The following is a 15,381-nucleotide window of genomic DNA, read 5'->3' on the forward strand; positions in this document are numbered from 1 at the left end:
CGCCGGCCCGCCTTCGCCGGGGCGTGCCGCCATCGCCTCCGGCCGTGAAATGCCCGAAGGGGCGACGATCAGCGCCGGCGAGCAGGCCGAAATCCGCGGAGGCGTCCCCCTGTCCGACTCCGGGCAGGGGGAGGCCGCACCTGCGGATTATCCCCCGCCATCCGATTCCGGCATCGTCATTCCCAACGGCGACGGCACCAGCACGGTCATCGCGCCGGACGGCACGACACGGACGGTGAAGGGCACGCCCGCCGCTCCGGAACCCGCTGTCGCTCCAAGATAGGGCCAAGACAGGGCCAAGATAGGAACCCGCAGGCAAGGACGCTAAGAGAGTGGGCATGGTGACGATCCTCTATTTCGCATGGCTGCGCGACCGGCTGGGCCGGTCGACGGATTCGCTCGCGATTCCCGCACAGGGCTGCTCGGTGCGCGACGTGATGCAGGCGCTCGGGCAGCGTGACGCGGCTCTCGGCGCGCTCTTCGGCCCGGCTTCCGTCCCGTCCGGGGCGGGCGCGATCCGCTGTGCGGTGAACCAGGAATTCGCCGGTCCGGACGACCCGGTCCGGCCGGGCGACGAACTGGCCTTCTTCCCGCCGGTGACGGGGGGCTAGGCGATGCGGATCGACGTGCGGGTCCAGCCCGAATCGTTCTCGCTGGATGCCGAGATCGCGCATCTGGCGCAGGCCGGCCACGATGTCGGGGGAATCGGCGCCTTCCTCGGGCTGGTGCGGGCCGAGGACGGGCTGCAGGCCCTGACGCTGGAACATTATCCCGGCATGACCGAGTCCATGATGACCCGAATCGTCCGGCAGGCCGGCGCCCGATTCGGTCTGCTGGCCTGCACGGTCATCCATCGCGTGGGGCGCCTGCCGGTCGGCGCGCCGATCGTGCTGGTCCTGTGCGCCGCGCCCCACCGCGCGGCGGCGCTGGACGGCACGGCATTCGTCATCGACTGGCTGAAGACCCGCGCGCCCTTCTGGAAACGGCAGGATTATGCCGATGGGCGCACGAACTGGGTCGAAGCCCGCTGTTCGGACGACCAGGCGACCGCGCGCTGGACGGAAACCGGCCTGATGTCCTGATTCCGATGGACCCATGCGGTCGGATAAAGATGCTCGATAAAATAATGAGCTAGGTGTCCTGCCCGAGAAATTCTTATGAGAATTTCTCGGATCAGCAGGCCACTAAAATATTGATTCTAATGTCTTTTCGATTCCGAAATTCGCTTGCGAATTTCGGAATCGGGACACTAGGGCCATATCCGTGAACCGGCGTGAACGGATATGGCTCCGGACTGAAACCCGGCGGCGGCCCCGAGTCGCAGCCGCGGATCGCGGCGGGCGAACGGCGGCGGGAAAGCGGCCGGTAAAAAAGATTCCCTCTTGATTTTGCAAAAGCCGAGGAAAGTCCTGTTCCCGTCGTCCCGGCACGCTCTTGCCGTTTAAGGATCTTCATATATCTAGTGTCCCATCAGTTGCCCGCACGCGATATATAGGGGCATAATCAAAACAAGGGACGAGGTGGCGTAGCCCGCTCCCGGCGATTTCCACGGAGATGATGCATGAGCCTGGACGACATATCCGGAACTGTATCTGATCGTCCCGCCGAAGAGCGCGACCTGTTTCAGGATCGCGACGGAGCCCAGGCTCGGGACATGAACCAGGACATGTTCGATGATGTGGTGCAGCTCCCCGGCCATCACCCGGTGCGGGTGAATCGCGCGCGCGACGCATTGCTCACGCCCTTCGGCAAGGCGACGCTCGATAATCGCTATCTGCTCGAAGGCGAAAGCTACCAGGACCTGTTCGGCCGCGTCGCATCCTATTACGGCGCCGATGCCGGCCACGCCCAGCGGCTGTACGACTATATCTCGCGCCACTGGTTCATGCCGGCCACGCCCGTCCTGTCCAATGGCGGCACGACGCGCGGCCTGCCGATCTCCTGCTTCCTGAACGAGGCGAACGACAGCCTGCGCGGCATCGTCGACCTGTGGAACGAAAATGTCTGGCTGGCCTCCAAGGGGGGCGGCATCGGCTCCTACTGGGGCAATCTGCGCTCGATCGGCGAGAATGTTGGCCGCAATGGCAAGACGTCGGGCGTCATTCCCTTCATCCGCGTGATGGACAGCCTGACCCTGGCCATCAGCCAGGGCTCGCTGCGCCGTGGCTCGGCCGCCGTCTATTTGCCGGTCTGGCATCCGGAAATCGAGGAATTCATCGAAATCCGCCGCCCCACCGGCGGCGACCCGAACCGCAAGGCGCTGAACCTGCATCACGGCGTGCTGGTGTCCGACGCGTTTATGCGCGCGGTGGCCGAGGACGCGGAATGGGCGCTGCTGTCGCCCAAGGACGGCGCACATATCCGCAAGATTTCGGCCCGTTCGCTGTGGATCCGCATCCTGACCGCGCGGATGGAGCAGGGCGAGCCCTACATCATTTATTCCGACCACGTGAACAACGCGCGGCCCGAGCACCACAAGCTCGCGGGGCTCGAGGTCAAGACCTCCAATCTGTGTGCCGAGATCACACTGCCCACGGGCATGGATCACCATGGCAAGGAGCGGACGGCGGTCTGCTGCCTGTCCTCGCTCAACCTGGAAACCTGGGAGGAGTGGAAGGACGACCCGCGCTTCATCGAGGACGTGATGCTGTTCCTCGACAACGTGCTGCAGGACTTCATCGACCGCGCGCCCGACGACATGGAGCGCGCGAAATACGCCGCCGCGCGCGAGCGTTCGGTCGGCCTGGGGGTCATGGGCTTCCATTCCTTCCTGCAGGCCAATGACGTCCCGTTCGAAAGCGTGGTCGCCAAGGTCTGGAACAAGCGGATCTTCAAGCATATCCGTCAGCAGGCCGACGCCGCCTCGCGCAAGCTGGCCGAACTGCGCGGCCCGTGCCCCGACGCGGCCGAATACGGCATGATGGAGCGTTTCTCCAACAAGCTGGCCATCGCGCCGACCGCGTCGATTTCGATCATCGCCGGCAATTCCAGCCCCGGCATCGAACCGATCGCCGCCAACGTCTTCCTGCAGAAGACGCTGTCCGGCTCGTTTACCGTGCGCAACCGGCACCTGCTCAAGCTGCTGATCGACAAGGGCCGGAACACCGACGATGTCTGGTCCTCGATCACCCTGAACAAGGGCAGCGTCCAGCATCTGGACTTCCTGACGCAGCAGGAAAAGGACGTGTTCAAGACCGCGTTCGAACTGGATCAGCGCTGGGTGATCGAACACGCCGCCGACCGCGCGCCGTATATCTGCCAGGCCCAGTCGATCAACCTGTTCCTGCCGGCCAACGTGCACAAGCGCGACCTGCACCAGATCCACTACATGGCCTGGAAGAGGGGCGTGAAGTCGCTCTATTACTGCCGTTCGCTGTCCATCCAGCGCGCCGACGCAGTCAGCAACATGGTGGGCAAGAGCGACATCATGGCCGGCGAGCCCGAGCCCGCCCCCCCCGTTGCCGCCCCGGCATCGACGACCAATTATGAGGAATGCCTGGCCTGCCAGTAAGGCGGATCCAGCTCAGGTGGATCCAATGCGGCCGGACATCTGATCCGGCCGTCGGCATCGCGGAGAGTACCACATGACCGAGACCCAGAACGCACCCGAAACCGGGGGCGAGCCGCATTTCGACCTGCTCACGGCCAATCCGGTCTACAAGCCGTTTCGCTACCCTTGGGCCTACGATGCCTGGCTGACCCAGCAGCGCGTCCACTGGCTGCCCGAGGAGGTGCCGCTCGCCGACGACGTCAAGGACTGGCACCGCACCCTGACGGAAAGCGAACGGCACCTGGTCACCCAGATCTTCCGCTTCTTCACGCAGTCGGACGTCGAGGTGAATAATTGCTACATGAAGCATTACAGCCGGGTCTTCAAACCGACCGAAGTGCTGATGATGCTGTCCGCGTTTTCGAATATCGAAACGATTCACATCGCCGCCTACAGTCATCTGCTCGACACCATCGGCATGCCCGAGGCCGAGTATTCCGCTTTCCTTAAATATAAGGAAATGAAGGATAAATATGACTATATGCAAAGCTTCTCGGTCGACAGCAAATACGAGATCGCCCGTACCCTGGCCGCGTTCGGCGCCTTCACCGAGGGGCTGCAGCTTTTCGCGTCCTTCGCGATCCTGTTGAACTTCCCCCGTTTCAACAAGCTCAAGGGCATGGGGCAGATCGTCTCGTGGTCGGTGCGCGACGAAACCCTGCACTGCCTGTCGATGGCCCGGCTGTTCCGCGTCTTCATCCAGGAAAACCCGGAAATCTGGACTGAAAAACTGCGCGAGGACATCCGGCAGATCTGTCGCGACATCGTCGAGCACGAGGACGCATTCATCGACCTGTCCTTCGAAATGGGTTCGGTCGAAGGGCTGGATGCCGACCTGGTCAAGACCTATATCCGCTTCATCGCCGACCGGCGCCTGAACCAGTTGGGCCTGGATGCGCTCTACGACGTCCCCGGCAATCCGCTGCCCTGGCTGGACGACATGCTGAACGCCGTCGAACACACGAATTTCTTCGAAAATCGCGCCACGGAATATAGCCGTGCCTCGACGAGCGGCTCGTGGGAAGAAGCGTTCGAAGAGAGCGTCTTCCAGTAATATCGGTGAACGGCTGACCGTCCCACGGCCCCTTTTCGGCACGCGCCTCTTCAGAGAACGGGGTCTGCGACCATTTGCGGGTCGAGGGCAGCGCCCTCGCCTTGCCTTGCAAGAGGTACGCCCCCGGGACGGCATGCCGTCGCGTCATCCGCCCGGCGGATCGCACAGCGCGGCGCCGTCGCGCAGGACCGACTGCGCCTGCGGCGTAAAACATCCGTCTTCCCGATGCAGGACCAGGCCCGGATGCAGGACGGCCGGTCCCCGGCCGCCGATTCGACCCTGTACCAGCATGATTCGCGCCGGCCGCCCGGTCTTGGGCCAGAAGGGGAACAGCGACAGGCTGCCGATCGCGTTGTCGCGCATCGCGGCGATCGCGCAATCCAGCAACGCCGCCGGCAGCGCCAGCGTCAGCGTGCCGCGGTGCCGCACCTGCCGCCCCAGGCAGCGGACCCAGAGTGCGATCATGTCCCGCGATTCCACGCGCCGGGCCAGGTCCCGCCGCGCATCGGGCGACGGCGTCGAATCGGCGCAATGCCAGGGCGGATTGGCGAAGGCGTGGTCGAAGCGGCCGCCATCGGGCGGAAAATCGGGCAGGCCGGGCAAGGCGGGCAGGGCGGCCTGGACGACCCGCAGACGGTCGAAGCCGTTCTGCGCAAAATTCGCTTCCGCCAGCAGCGCCGTCCGGGCATCGCGTTCCAGTCCCAGTCCGGACAGGCCCGGTACGCGATGGGCCAGGCACATCAACCCGGCTCCCGCGCCGCATCCGCCCTCCAGCACCCGCTCGCCAGGCCGGGCCGGAATGGCGGCCGCCATCAGCACGGGCTCCAGCCCGGTGCGATAGCCGTCGCGATACTGGCGATAGAGGATGCGGCCACCCAGCAGGGATCCGGCGCCGATTGCCGCCGGATCGGGGGACGCGGACGGCAGGTTCTCGTCCACCCCGGCCGCGTGTTCCGTTTCCGCCATTACGTCCTTCGGCTTGACCGTCATACCCGCGCCGCTCATATGTTCTGCAGACCAACCCTACGGAACCGGGGAGTTTAACCTTTTGGGCGTCGCAGTCACTCTGCCGGATTCCGAGAAATCGGCAAACGCGAAGAATACCGGGGCCGGTAAACCATCGGCTAACGGTGCCGAGACGGCGTTGCGCGCCTTGTCGGACTATCTCGCCGACGACATGGCCGCATGCAACCACGCGATCGTGGCCAGGATGGACAGTCCGGTCGCGCTGATCCCGCAACTGGCGGCCCATCTGGTGGCCGCCGGCGGCAAGCGGCTGCGCCCGCTCCTGACCCTGGCCTCGGCGCGACTGTGCGGCTACCCGGCCGACGACGCGAATCAGCGCCATGTCGGCCTGGCCGCCTGCGTCGAATTCATCCACACCGCGACCTTGCTGCATGACGACGTCGTCGATGAAAGCCAGTTGCGCCGCGGCCTGGCCAGCGCCAATGCCGTGTTCGGCAACAAGGCCTCGGTGCTGGTCGGCGATTTCCTGTTCGCGCGCGCCTTCCAGTTGATGACCGACGACGGCTCGCTGAAGGTGATGCAGATCCTCTCCTCGGCCTCGGCCACGATTTCCGAGGGCGAGGTCCTGCAGATGTCCACGCAGAATGACCTCTCGACCTCGGTCGACCAGTATCTGGAGGTCATCCACGGCAAGACCGCCGCCCTGTTCGCCGCCGCCTGCCGCGTCGGCGCCGTCGTCGCCGCGCGGCCCGAGGCCGAGGAATTGGCGCTGGAAGCCTACGGCACCAATCTGGGCATGGCCTTCCAGCTTGTGGACGACGCGCTGGACTACGCGGCGGACCAGGCCGTGCTGGGCAAGACGGTCGGCGACGATTTCCGCGAGGGCAAGATCACTCTGCCGGTCCTGGCCGCCTACGCGGCCGGCACCGAGGAGGACCGCCGGTTCTGGCGCCGGGTGATCGAAGACAGCGAACAGACGCCCGAAGACCTGGACCACGCGCTGGACCTGATCGCCCGGACGGACGCGATCGAAACCACCCTGGATCGCGCCGCCACCTACGCACGGGCGGCGCATGCGGCGCTGGACATCTTCCCCGACAGCCATCTGCGCCGGCTGCTGCAGGATACCGCCGCCTACACCGTCAGTCGCGGAAGCTGATGTCCCGCCCCGCACGGTGGGACCATCGCAGGGCTATATCGTCCGGTTCCATTCGTCGGCCGTGCAGGTCGCTGCGGCAGGTCACTCTGCCGAGTGCGCCGCTTGCATCGTGAACAGGGCAGGGGGGGCATAGCCCAACGGCGCGATGGCGGCGGTCAGACGTGCGCATTCCTCGGGCATGGCGGTAAAATAGGCGGTCTCGGGCCTGGCCTGGATGCCGCCGGCCGCGTCCCGCGTCCCGTGCGGCAGGCCCTCCAGGACGGCCGCGGCCTGCCGCGCCACGGCATCGGCGGGGTCGAGCCAGGTTGTCCCCCGAGGGGAGGCCGCGCGGAGCTGCTCCATCAGGAACGTGTAATGGGTGCAGCCGATCCCCACGACGTCGATCGCGCCTCCGCCCGGCTGGCCGAACAGCCCGTCCAGTTCGCGCCGGATGGCCTCCTGCGGAATCGCATGCCCCCGGAACGCCCGCTCGGCCAGGTCGGCCAGGCCGCGCGCGCCATGGGCCAGCAACGTGCAGTCCGGGGCATAGCGCCGCTGCAATTCACTGACATAGGGACGTCCGACCGTCGCCCGCGTCGCCAGCAGGCCGATGGTCCGCGTCCGGCTCAGCTCGCCCGCCCATTTTATGGGGGGCACGCACCCGACGAAGGGCGTCGCATACTGCGCGCGCAACGCTCCCAGGGCCAGGGTGCTGGCCGTATTGCAGGCTATGACCACCACGTCCGGCGACGTGTGCGCGATCGCCCGGCCGACCAGCGCCACGATCCGCCGGACCAAGGCCTGGTCGGGCTGCTCGCCATAGGGATAGACCGCCGTGTCGGCCAGGTAATCGACCGGCACGCCGGGCAGCCGCGTCCGCAGGGCGCGGACGATGCCGAACCCGCCGATGCCGGAATCGAATGCCAGGATCCGCGGTGCGGCGGCGGGCGGCATGGGCGATCGTCAGCCCTGGCTCTGCGATGCACCCTTGAATGCCAGAGCTTCCTCGGCGCTGGCCACCCCGCCATGGCGCGCCGACCAGCCGCACGGATCTTCCAGGAAGCGCCGGACCTCGGCCGCCGCCTTTTCCGAGAAATAGGGCTGCCCGGCGCAGGCTTCCAGCACGTCCCACCAGGTGCACAGCGCATGCAGCGCGATGTTCATGTCCGCCAGCGTCCGCAGCGATCCCGGAAACACGCCATAGAAGAAGACGACGAACGTATGGTCGACAATGGCCCCGGCGTCGCGCAGGGCGCGGGCGAAGCGGATCTTGGACGATCCGTCGGTCGTCAGGTCCTCGACCAGCAGCGTGCGCATGCCCTCGGGCACGTCGCCCTCGATCTGCGCGTTCCGGCCGAATCCCTTGGGCTTCTTGCGGACATAGGCCATGGGCGCCATCATCCGGTCGGCGATCCACGCGGCGAACGGAATGCCGGCGGTCTCGCCCCCCACCACGGCGTCGATGCTCTCATATCCGACATGGCGGCCGATCTTCTCGACCCCCAGCTCGACGATCTTTTTTCTGGCGCGCGGGAAGAAGATGATGCGCCGGCAGTCGATATAGACGGGCGACTTCCAGCCCGAAGTCAGGGTGTAGGGTTCCTCCGGCCGGAAATTCACGGCCTTGATCTCCAGCAGCAGCTTCGCGGTGGTCAGCGCCGCGTCGCGATCCCACGCTGTGGAACCGGACGAGACGCCGGTGCCGTATCCTGTCGATTCGTTCATGCTGCCTGGTACTCCGGTCTGGGCATAGCGCATCTGGGCATAGCGCGTAAGATTCCGTGGCTTTAGCGGGAACGCATGCGAAAATCCATCGTTCGGCGGCAATTGCCGCGGCATCCCGCGCTGGCGCGCCGGCGGGGTTTTCCTTGCCTGCCGTCCGGCCAGCCGGTAATATCTCACATGTTGCAAATCATTCTCAAATATCGTTCTCAAAATTAAGGATGGGCATTGTGAGCGTCGAGACCGGCCGGATTGTGCGGAATTGCGAACGCGCGGTCGTGACCGCGTACCAGGAACTGCGCGAAATCGGGACCGGCGACGTGTCGGCCTTTCACGCCTGCACCACCTTATACCGCATCCACCATCCCGAGGCCTCGCTGAACGAGGCACGGCGCCTGGTCTCCGAGTGGATCGATCACCACATCATCCGCCGCGACAAGGGCCCGACCCAAGGGTGCGAATGTAATTGATCTGCGTCCCGAGCGGCGCAGCCCTAGCCGCGCCGGGGAGGAGGGCATAGGGCAGGGCGGCCACAGGCCGCCCGGTCCCGTCAGCCGCGCTGGTCGAACGGCACGAAATCGCGCTGCGCCGAGCCGGTATAAAGCTGGCGCGGACGGCCGATCCGCTGGGCCGGCTCCTCGATCATTTCCTTCCATTGGCTGATCCAGCCCACGGTACGCGCCACCGCGAACAGCACGGTGAACATGCTGGTCGGAATGCCCATCGCCTTCAGGATGATGCCCGAATAGAAATCGACATTCGGATACAGGCTGCGCTTGACGAAATATTCGTCGTGGATCGCGATCTTTTCCAGTTCGATGGCCAGGTCCAGCAACGGATCGTCCTTGACCCCCAGTTCGCCCAGCACCTCATGGCAGGTCGCCTGCATGATCTTCGCGCGCGGATCGAAATTCTTGTAGACCCGGTGCCCGAAACCCATCAGGCGCACCCCGCTGTTGCGGTCCTTCACCTTGTCGATGAAGTCGGGAATGTTCTCCTTGCTGCCGATCTCGGCCAGCATCTTCAGCACGGCCTCGTTCGCCCCGCCATGGGCGGGGCCCCACAGGGCGGCGATCCCGGCGGCGATGCAGGCAAACGGGTTGGCGCCGGTCGAACCGGCCAGCCGCACGGTCGAGGTCGAGGCGTTCTGCTCATGATCGGCATGCAGGATCAAAATGCGATCCATGGCGCGCGCCAGCACCGGATTGACCTTGTACGGCTCCGACGGATGCGCGAACATCATCGACAGGAAGTTCTCGGCATAGGTCAGGTCGTTGCGCGGATACACGAACGCCTCGCCCTGCGTATATTTGTACGCCCAGGCCGCGATCGTCGGCAGCTTGGCGATCAGGCGCATGGCCGACAGGGTGCGGCTGGCCTCGTTCGAGATGTCGATGCCTTCATGGTAGAAGGCCGACAATGCGCCGACCGTCCCGCACAGGATCGCCATCGGATGCGCGTCGCGACGGAAGCCGTTGAAGAAATTGCGGATTTGTTCGTGCAATAGGGTATGCGTCTGGATGGTCGCGACAAAGGCGTCATGCTGCGCGCGGTTCGGCAATTCGCCGTTCAGCAGCAGGTACGCCACCTCGGTGAAGGTCGCCTGCTCCGCCAGTTGCGAGATCGGATAGCCCCGATGCAGCAAAACCCCCTTTCCGCCGTCGATGAAGGTGATCCGGCTTTCGCATGATGCGGTCTCGCCATAGCCGGGATCGAAGGTGAACACCCCCAGATCGGCGGCGATCCTGCGCACGTCCAGCACCTCCGGCCCCAGCGTTCCCGAAAGGACCGGCAGCGTCGCTGTCTTTCCATCCAGCGAGACGGTGGCCACTTTTCCTGACTCGGTCATCAAGCTCTCCTCCTGGTCGTCCGCCGCCGTGCGGTGCGGCGGTGTCTCGTCCCTCAGCCTGCGGGAAGCTGTCCTCTGCGCGACAATCATGCAATCCACCCGGGCGGCCGTTCACCCGGGTTTTTCCCGGGATCGTACCGGCCTCGGTGCGGCAGGCGTGCGCCGAGATAAAGACGAAACGATCTTTGTGGCAACTCCGCCCCGCGGGGGGCTTCACGCCGTCAATCGCATAGCACCCGGGTCAGGCTGACCCTCTTGCGCTTCAGCTTGTGCCACGGGCCGCGCACGCCGAAGAACACCGTCGCCAGGGTTGGAAAACCGCGGGCAAGAACGGCCTTGTCCGGATCGTCGACCGACTTGCCCGCCAGGTCCAGAACCAGTTGGTACAGGTCGGGATTATGGCCTACGACGATGATGTTCCTTGCTTTTTCCGGGGCCAGGCGCAGCACCTCCAGAATGCCGTCCGGGCCGTTCTCGTACAGCCCGGCCTCCGTCCGCCGCAGGGGCGCCGGGCCGGCCGAAAGCGGCCCCAGCGCGTCATAGGTCTCGGCCGAGCGCACCGCCGGGCTGACCAGGACCAGATCGGGCACGAAACCGATATCGCGCAGTTGTGTTCCCCGCACATGGGCGTCCCGGCGCCCGGCCGGGGTCAGCGGGCGGGCAAGGTCCCCCTTCGCGCCATGCTCGTCGCGGGCGGCTTCCGCATGGCGCATCAGCACCAGCGTGCGCGCCAGATCGTCATCCTGATCATCATGGCCATCGCCCTGCATCAGCCTGCTCCGTTCATGCCTGCCCGTTCGTACCTGCCCCGTTACCTGATTGGCGCGCGATGGCCTCGTGATGGCGGATGACTTCCTTGATGATGAAGGCCAGGAACTTCTCGGCGAAATCCGGGTCCAGCCGCGCCGCGCCCGCCAGGTCGCGCAGCCGGCGTACCTGGTCGGCCTCGCGGGCCGGGTCGGCGGGGGGCATGTTGTGCCGTGCCTTCAGTTCGCCCACCGCCTTGGTATGGCGAAACCGCTCGGCCAGCATGTAGATCAGCGCGGCGTCGATATTGTCGATGCTCTGACGCAGGGCCAGCAGGCTCTGCCTGGCCTGCTGGTCGGCATCCTCGGTCGGCAGGGTCGTGGCGCCGGCGGTCCTGTCGTTCACGTAAACATGCTCCTGTCTGTCGATCATGCCGTTATACAGGCATTCATGTCTCCGCGGGCAAATCGATCCACGCCAGGTGCCCGCCTTTTCCGGCCCCCGTATCGACGAAGACCGACGTGCCGCCCGCGCGGCCGGCGCGCACCCACGGGCGCCCATCGGTCGAACGCCTGTCATGTCCGCAATAGACGGTATAGCCGGCCGGGATATGGTCCACCCAGTTCAGCCGCCGCTCGGGATAGCCGTCCTTCTGCATGCGTCCGGTGGTCTCGCCGAACAGGGCGCGCGACATCACCGGCGTCACGGCGCCCAGCGCGGGCGGCGGCGCCTCGCTCAGCATCCGGGTATGGAACCCGCCATGGACGAAGATCCGCCGTCCCAGCACGACCCAGGCCGGCGCATGCGCGATGTCGTCCAGCGCCCGGCCGCGCACGTCGGCGTTTTCCGGCGCGCGCAATTGCCGCAGCGTCTGGGTCAGGGGCTCGTCATGGCGCATCTTGTGCCCCGCCAGGGCGCGCGCCAGCTTGCGGTCGTGATTGCCCAGGATGAACAGCCCCCGCCGTTCGTCCAGCAGACGCTGCATCACGCGGAAGACGCCAGCGCTGTCCGGGCCATGATCCACCAGGTCACCCAGTTGGATGACGAAATGGTCCGTCGCCGCCGCATGCTCGAACGCCCGCAGGTCGCCATGCACATCCCCCACGACCCGAATCGGCCGCCCGGCGATCAGCCGCTCAAGCGCCAGCCGGCCGGCGGCGATGGCCAGCGGATCATGCGCCGAGGGATCATGCGCCGGCCCGGCGGATGGAACCGCCCTTTCGGCGTGGCTGGACGATGGTGCGGGCTGGTTCGGGGGCATGTCCGTCAGGTGGCAGCAGGATCAGGGGGGCAGCGGAAAAAGAGGGCCGGATGATTGTTCATGAATATGGGGCGCATTCCGCATTTCGCCATGCCCCGATCGTTCTTCGCACCCCTTGACCCTCTTCCAGAGACCCTCCGTCCCTGTCCATGAATATTTCGGAATCCGGATATCTGTCTTTCACATCCTGCCATTTCCGCCGCGCGGCGGCATCGCGCGGCACCGGATCCGGATATGGAAACGTGACCGGGCCCAAGGGCCGGACATGCGGCGAGCACGTGCACGGACCGCATGGCGGGCGGATGGGTGGTATTTAAAAACATTCGTAAATATCTAAGAATGTAAAAAATCCGGGTTCCGGATCCGCCATGCGGACCCGCCCGCGCGCATGGCGTCCGGACGGGGGATCGGACCGCCGGACCGCCGGCATGCCGCCCGGGCCGTCATGTTTTTCCTTTAAAAACATCGCCGACTCATAACAGTCTTTTGTTGTGACGGCTCCGCCGTGAAAAAGAACAGATGGCGCGTCGGACCGGGTGCGGACCCGGCCGCCATGCCGAACGGCAGGAAGACAGCAGCAGAAAGAACTGCAGCGGAAAGTACTGCAGAAAGACTAGGGGAAACGCGTCCATGATCGATCACAGCCGGATCCGTAGCACGGCCTTTCGGGCCAAGGTGACGTCGGCCGAACAGGCGGCCTCCTTCATCCGCCCCGGTGCCATGGTGGGCATGAGCGGCTTTACCGGCTCGGGATATCCCAAGGCCGTGCCGCAAGCGCTGGCCGCGATCATCGAGGCCGAGAAAAAGACCGGAGCCGAATGGACCGAAGCCGAAAGGGCCGGAGTTGAAAAAGCGGGGGAAAACCCCTTCCGCATCCGCCTGCTCACCGGCGCATCCACCGGGCCCGAACTGGATGGCGCCCTGGCCCGGGCCGACGGCATCGCCTTCCGCATGCCCTATAATTCCGACCCCGTCCTGCGCGGCCTGATCAACGCGGGCGCGGTCGATTATCTGGACATGCATCTCAGCCACGTGGCGCCCATGACCTGGCAGGGTTTTTTCGGCCGGATGGACGTCGCGGTGATCGAGGCCGTCGCGATCCGCGAGGACGGCACGATCGTCCCGTCTTCCTCGGTCGGCAACAACAAGACCTGGCTGGACACGGCCCGCCAGGTGATCATCGAGGTCAATAGCTGGCAGGACGCGGCGCTCGAAGGCATGCACGACATCTGGTACGGCACCGCCCTGCCGCCCGAACGCCAACCGATCCCTCTGGTGCGGCCCGACGACCGGATCGGGCAGACGACCCTGCGCGTCGACCCGGCGAAAGTCGTGGCCGTGGTCGAAACCTTCGCGCCCGACCGCAACGCCCCCTTCGCCCCGCCCGACGACGCCGCGCGGGCGATCGCCGGCCACCTGATGGAATTCTTCCGGCACGAGGTCGCGCGCGGCCGCCTGCCGCCCTCCCTGCTGCCCCTGCAATCGGGGGTGGGCAACGTGGCCAACGCGGTGATGGCCGGGCTGGATGACGGCCCCTTCGAAAACCTGACGGCGTTTACCGAGGTCATTCAGGACGGCATGCTGGGCATGCTGGAATCCGGCAAGATGCGCGTCGCCTCGGCCACCGCCTTCTCCCTCAGCCCCGGGGCCGCCGAGGCCCTGAATGCCCGGATGCGCGAATTCCGCACGAAGATCATCCTGCGCCAGCAGGAAATCAGCAACCATCCCGAGTTGGTCCGCCGCCTGGGATGCATCGCGATGAACGGACTCATCGAATCCGACATCTACGGCAACGTCAATTCGACCCAGATCATGGGCTCGCACATCCAGAACGGAATCGGCGGCTCGGGTGATTTCGCGCGCAACAGCTACCTGTCGGTCTTCATGACGCCATCGACCGCCAAGCACGGCCGGATCTCGGCCATCGTGCCCATGGCGTCGCATGTCGACCACATCACCCAGGACTCCCAGATCCTGGTCACCGAACAGGGGCTGGCCGACCTGCGCGGCCTTTCCCCCAGGCAACGCGCCGAGACCATCATCCGCAACTGCGCCCACCCGGACTACCGGCCGATGCTGCTGGACTATTTTCGCCGCGCGCGTGAAGGCTCCTATGGCCGGCAGTCGCCGCACCTGCTGGACGAATCCCTCTCCTGGCATCAGCGCTTCATCGAAACCGGCTCGATGCTGCCCGCCTGACCCGACGGTCCCCGGCCGCGCCACGCTGAAGCGGCCGGGGCGTCCGAACGCTCTTCTCCCGAACGATCCGCCTACATGTTCAGGTCGGCGCGCGACTGTCCCGCCATGGTGGCGGCATGGTCCAGATTGACCGACAGCACCCGGCTGACCCCGCGCTCCTGCATGGTCACGCCATACAGCCGGTCCATGTGCGCCATGGTCAGTTGATGATGCGTCACCACCAGGAAACGCGTTCCCGCCTCGGCCGCCATGTCGGACAGCAGGGCACAGAACCGCCCGACATTGGCATCGTCCAGCGGCGCGTCGACTTCGTCCAGCACGCAGATCGGCGCCGGATTGCAGCGAAACACCGCAAAGATCAGCGACAGGGCCGTCAGCGCCTGCTCGCCGCCCGACAGCAGCGACAGCGTCGCCAGCTTCTTGCCCGGCGGCTGGGCATAGATCTCCAGCCCTGCCTGCAGCGGGTCGTCATTGCCGACCATGCCCAGATGCGCCCGCCCGCCATTGAACATGCGCGCGAACAGCGACTGGAAATGCTGGTCCACCTCGGTAAAGACCGCCAGCAGCCGCTCGCGCCCCTCCCGGTTCAGCGCGCCGATCGAACCGCGCAGCCTCGCGATCGCCGACTCCAGCTCGTCCTTCTCGTTGCGGATGGTGGTAATGCGGCTTTCCGCCTCGTCGGCCTCCAGTTCGGCACGCAGATTGACCGGCCCCATCTCCTCGCGCTCGCGCGTCAGGCGCGCGATCTTGCGGCGCAGGCTCGTCTCGGCGGCTTCGGTCAGGTCGGGCGGCACGATACCGGGCGGTTCCGGCGTATCGGCCAGCAATTGCGCCAGGATCGCCTCGGCCTGCTCATGGCGTCCTTCGGCACGCAGCAGGGAATCGCGCGCCCCCG

General features: G+C 65.8%; 14 protein-coding genes and 2 pseudogenes. 8 read left to right on the forward strand and 8 right to left on the reverse strand.

Annotated features, from left to right (window positions below; all coding sequences use genetic code 11):
• From HUK84_RS03845 to HUK84_RS03865, 5 genes and pseudogenes are all read left to right on the forward strand, one after another.
• Positions 1-283, forward strand: a pseudogene (locus HUK84_RS03845) (hypothetical protein); the annotation flags it as partial.
• A gap of 55 nt (positions 284-338) precedes the next feature.
• Positions 339-611, forward strand: coding sequence for a MoaD/ThiS family protein (locus HUK84_RS03850; RefSeq protein WP_176639069.1), 273 nt, complete (start codon positions 339-341; stop codon positions 609-611).
• 3 nt (positions 612-614) lie between these two features.
• Positions 615-1,082 (forward strand): molybdenum cofactor biosynthesis protein MoaE, encoded by a 468-nt coding sequence (locus tag HUK84_RS03855; protein ID WP_176639070.1) that lies wholly within the window; start codon positions 615-617, stop codon positions 1,080-1,082.
• A 479-nt stretch (positions 1,083-1,561) separates the two neighbouring features.
• Complete coding sequence (locus tag HUK84_RS03860; RefSeq protein WP_176639071.1) at positions 1,562-3,511, forward strand: ribonucleoside-diphosphate reductase subunit alpha; 1,950 nt, start codon at positions 1,562-1,564, stop codon at positions 3,509-3,511.
• A gap of 73 nt (positions 3,512-3,584) precedes the next feature.
• Complete coding sequence (locus HUK84_RS03865; protein ID WP_176639072.1) at positions 3,585-4,604, forward strand: ribonucleotide-diphosphate reductase subunit beta; 1,020 nt, start codon at positions 3,585-3,587, stop codon at positions 4,602-4,604.
• 144 nt (positions 4,605-4,748) lie between these two features.
• Here the strand turns inward: HUK84_RS03865 and HUK84_RS03870 are convergent, their stop codons facing one another.
• Complete coding sequence (locus HUK84_RS03870) at positions 4,749-5,570, reverse strand: tRNA1(Val) (adenine(37)-N6)-methyltransferase (RefSeq protein ID WP_374729255.1); 822 nt, start codon at positions 5,568-5,570, stop codon at positions 4,749-4,751.
• Between the two features lie 82 nt (positions 5,571-5,652).
• Here HUK84_RS03870 and HUK84_RS03875 point away from each other — a divergent pair, with 82 nt between their 5' ends.
• Complete coding sequence (locus tag HUK84_RS03875) at positions 5,653-6,729, forward strand: polyprenyl synthetase family protein (RefSeq protein ID WP_374729254.1); 1,077 nt, start codon at positions 5,653-5,655, stop codon at positions 6,727-6,729.
• A gap of 81 nt (positions 6,730-6,810) precedes the next feature.
• Here HUK84_RS03875 and HUK84_RS03880 read toward each other — a convergent pair whose 3' ends face one another.
• Complete coding sequence (locus HUK84_RS03880) at positions 6,811-7,662, reverse strand: glutamate racemase (RefSeq protein WP_176639073.1); 852 nt, start codon at positions 7,660-7,662, stop codon at positions 6,811-6,813.
• Positions 7,663-7,671: 9 nt separating this feature from the next.
• Complete coding sequence (locus HUK84_RS03885; protein WP_176639074.1) at positions 7,672-8,433, reverse strand: orotate phosphoribosyltransferase; 762 nt, start codon at positions 8,431-8,433, stop codon at positions 7,672-7,674.
• A 218-nt stretch (positions 8,434-8,651) separates the two neighbouring features.
• Here HUK84_RS03885 and HUK84_RS03890 point away from each other — a divergent pair, with 218 nt between their 5' ends.
• Positions 8,652-8,900 carry a hypothetical protein gene (locus HUK84_RS03890; protein ID WP_218064195.1) on the forward strand — a complete coding sequence of 83 codons (249 nt, stop codon included), beginning with the start codon at positions 8,652-8,654 and terminating at the stop codon, positions 8,898-8,900.
• An 80-nt stretch (positions 8,901-8,980) separates the two neighbouring features.
• Here HUK84_RS03890 and gltA read toward each other — a convergent pair whose 3' ends face one another.
• The 4 genes from gltA to HUK84_RS03910 form a co-directional block, all read right to left on the reverse strand.
• Positions 8,981-10,279, reverse strand: a complete 1,299-nt coding sequence (gene gltA, locus HUK84_RS03895; RefSeq protein ID WP_176639076.1) for a citrate synthase — start codon at positions 10,277-10,279, stop codon at positions 8,981-8,983.
• 221 nt (positions 10,280-10,500) lie between these two features.
• Complete coding sequence (locus HUK84_RS03900) at positions 10,501-11,049, reverse strand: SixA phosphatase family protein (protein WP_176639077.1); 549 nt, start codon at positions 11,047-11,049, stop codon at positions 10,501-10,503.
• A gap of 13 nt (positions 11,050-11,062) precedes the next feature.
• On the reverse strand, positions 11,063-11,458 hold the full coding sequence (locus HUK84_RS03905; protein ID WP_176639078.1) for a chorismate mutase: 396 nt from the start codon (positions 11,456-11,458) through the stop codon (positions 11,063-11,065).
• 16 nt (positions 11,459-11,474) lie between these two features.
• Entirely contained in the window at positions 11,475-12,287 is an 813-nt protein-coding gene (locus HUK84_RS03910; RefSeq protein ID WP_176639079.1) for a metallophosphoesterase, read from the reverse strand.
• 630 nt (positions 12,288-12,917) lie between these two features.
• On the opposite strand from HUK84_RS03910, the gene HUK84_RS03915 reads away from it, so the two are divergent.
• Complete coding sequence (locus HUK84_RS03915; protein WP_176639080.1) at positions 12,918-14,486, forward strand: acetyl-CoA hydrolase/transferase family protein; 1,569 nt, start codon at positions 12,918-12,920, stop codon at positions 14,484-14,486.
• 71 nt (positions 14,487-14,557) lie between these two features.
• Here HUK84_RS03915 and HUK84_RS03920 read toward each other — a convergent pair.
• Positions 14,558-15,381: pseudogene (locus tag HUK84_RS03920) on the reverse strand (AAA family ATPase); the annotation flags it as partial.

The sequence above is a fragment of the Nguyenibacter vanlangensis genome (assembly GCF_013376155.1).
Lineage (GTDB): Bacteria > Pseudomonadota > Alphaproteobacteria > Acetobacterales > Acetobacteraceae > Gluconacetobacter > Gluconacetobacter vanlangensis.

What these genes read in the sequence shown, in the direction of transcription:
- HUK84_RS03850 (WP_176639069.1), top strand. Translation starts at nt 339, where the DNA reads ATGGTGACGATCCTCTATTTCGCATGGCTGCGCGACCGGCTGGGCCGG.
- HUK84_RS03855 (WP_176639070.1), top strand. Translation starts at nt 615, where the DNA reads ATGCGGATCGACGTGCGGGTCCAGCCCGAATCGTTCTCGCTGGATGCC.
- HUK84_RS03860 (WP_176639071.1), top strand. Translation starts at nt 1,562, where the DNA reads ATGAGCCTGGACGACATATCCGGAACTGTATCTGATCGTCCCGCCGAA.
- HUK84_RS03865 (WP_176639072.1), top strand. Translation starts at nt 3,585, where the DNA reads ATGACCGAGACCCAGAACGCACCCGAAACCGGGGGCGAGCCGCATTTC.
- HUK84_RS03870 (WP_374729255.1), bottom strand. Translation starts at nt 5,570, where the DNA reads ATGGCGGAAACGGAACACGCGGCCGGGGTGGACGAGAACCTGCCGTCC.
- HUK84_RS03880 (WP_176639073.1), bottom strand. Translation starts at nt 7,662, where the DNA reads ATGCCGCCCGCCGCCGCACCGCGGATCCTGGCATTCGATTCCGGCATC.
- HUK84_RS03885 (WP_176639074.1), bottom strand. Translation starts at nt 8,433, where the DNA reads ATGAACGAATCGACAGGATACGGCACCGGCGTCTCGTCCGGTTCCACA.
- HUK84_RS03890 (WP_218064195.1), top strand. Translation starts at nt 8,652, where the DNA reads ATGGGCATTGTGAGCGTCGAGACCGGCCGGATTGTGCGGAATTGCGAA.
- gltA (WP_176639076.1), bottom strand. Translation starts at nt 10,279, where the DNA reads ATGACCGAGTCAGGAAAAGTGGCCACCGTCTCGCTGGATGGAAAGACA.
- HUK84_RS03900 (WP_176639077.1), bottom strand. Translation starts at nt 11,049, where the DNA reads ATGCAGGGCGATGGCCATGATGATCAGGATGACGATCTGGCGCGCACG.
- HUK84_RS03905 (WP_176639078.1), bottom strand. Translation starts at nt 11,458, where the DNA reads ATGATCGACAGACAGGAGCATGTTTACGTGAACGACAGGACCGCCGGC.
- HUK84_RS03910 (WP_176639079.1), bottom strand. Translation starts at nt 12,287, where the DNA reads ATGCCCCCGAACCAGCCCGCACCATCGTCCAGCCACGCCGAAAGGGCG.
- HUK84_RS03915 (WP_176639080.1), top strand. Translation starts at nt 12,918, where the DNA reads ATGATCGATCACAGCCGGATCCGTAGCACGGCCTTTCGGGCCAAGGTG.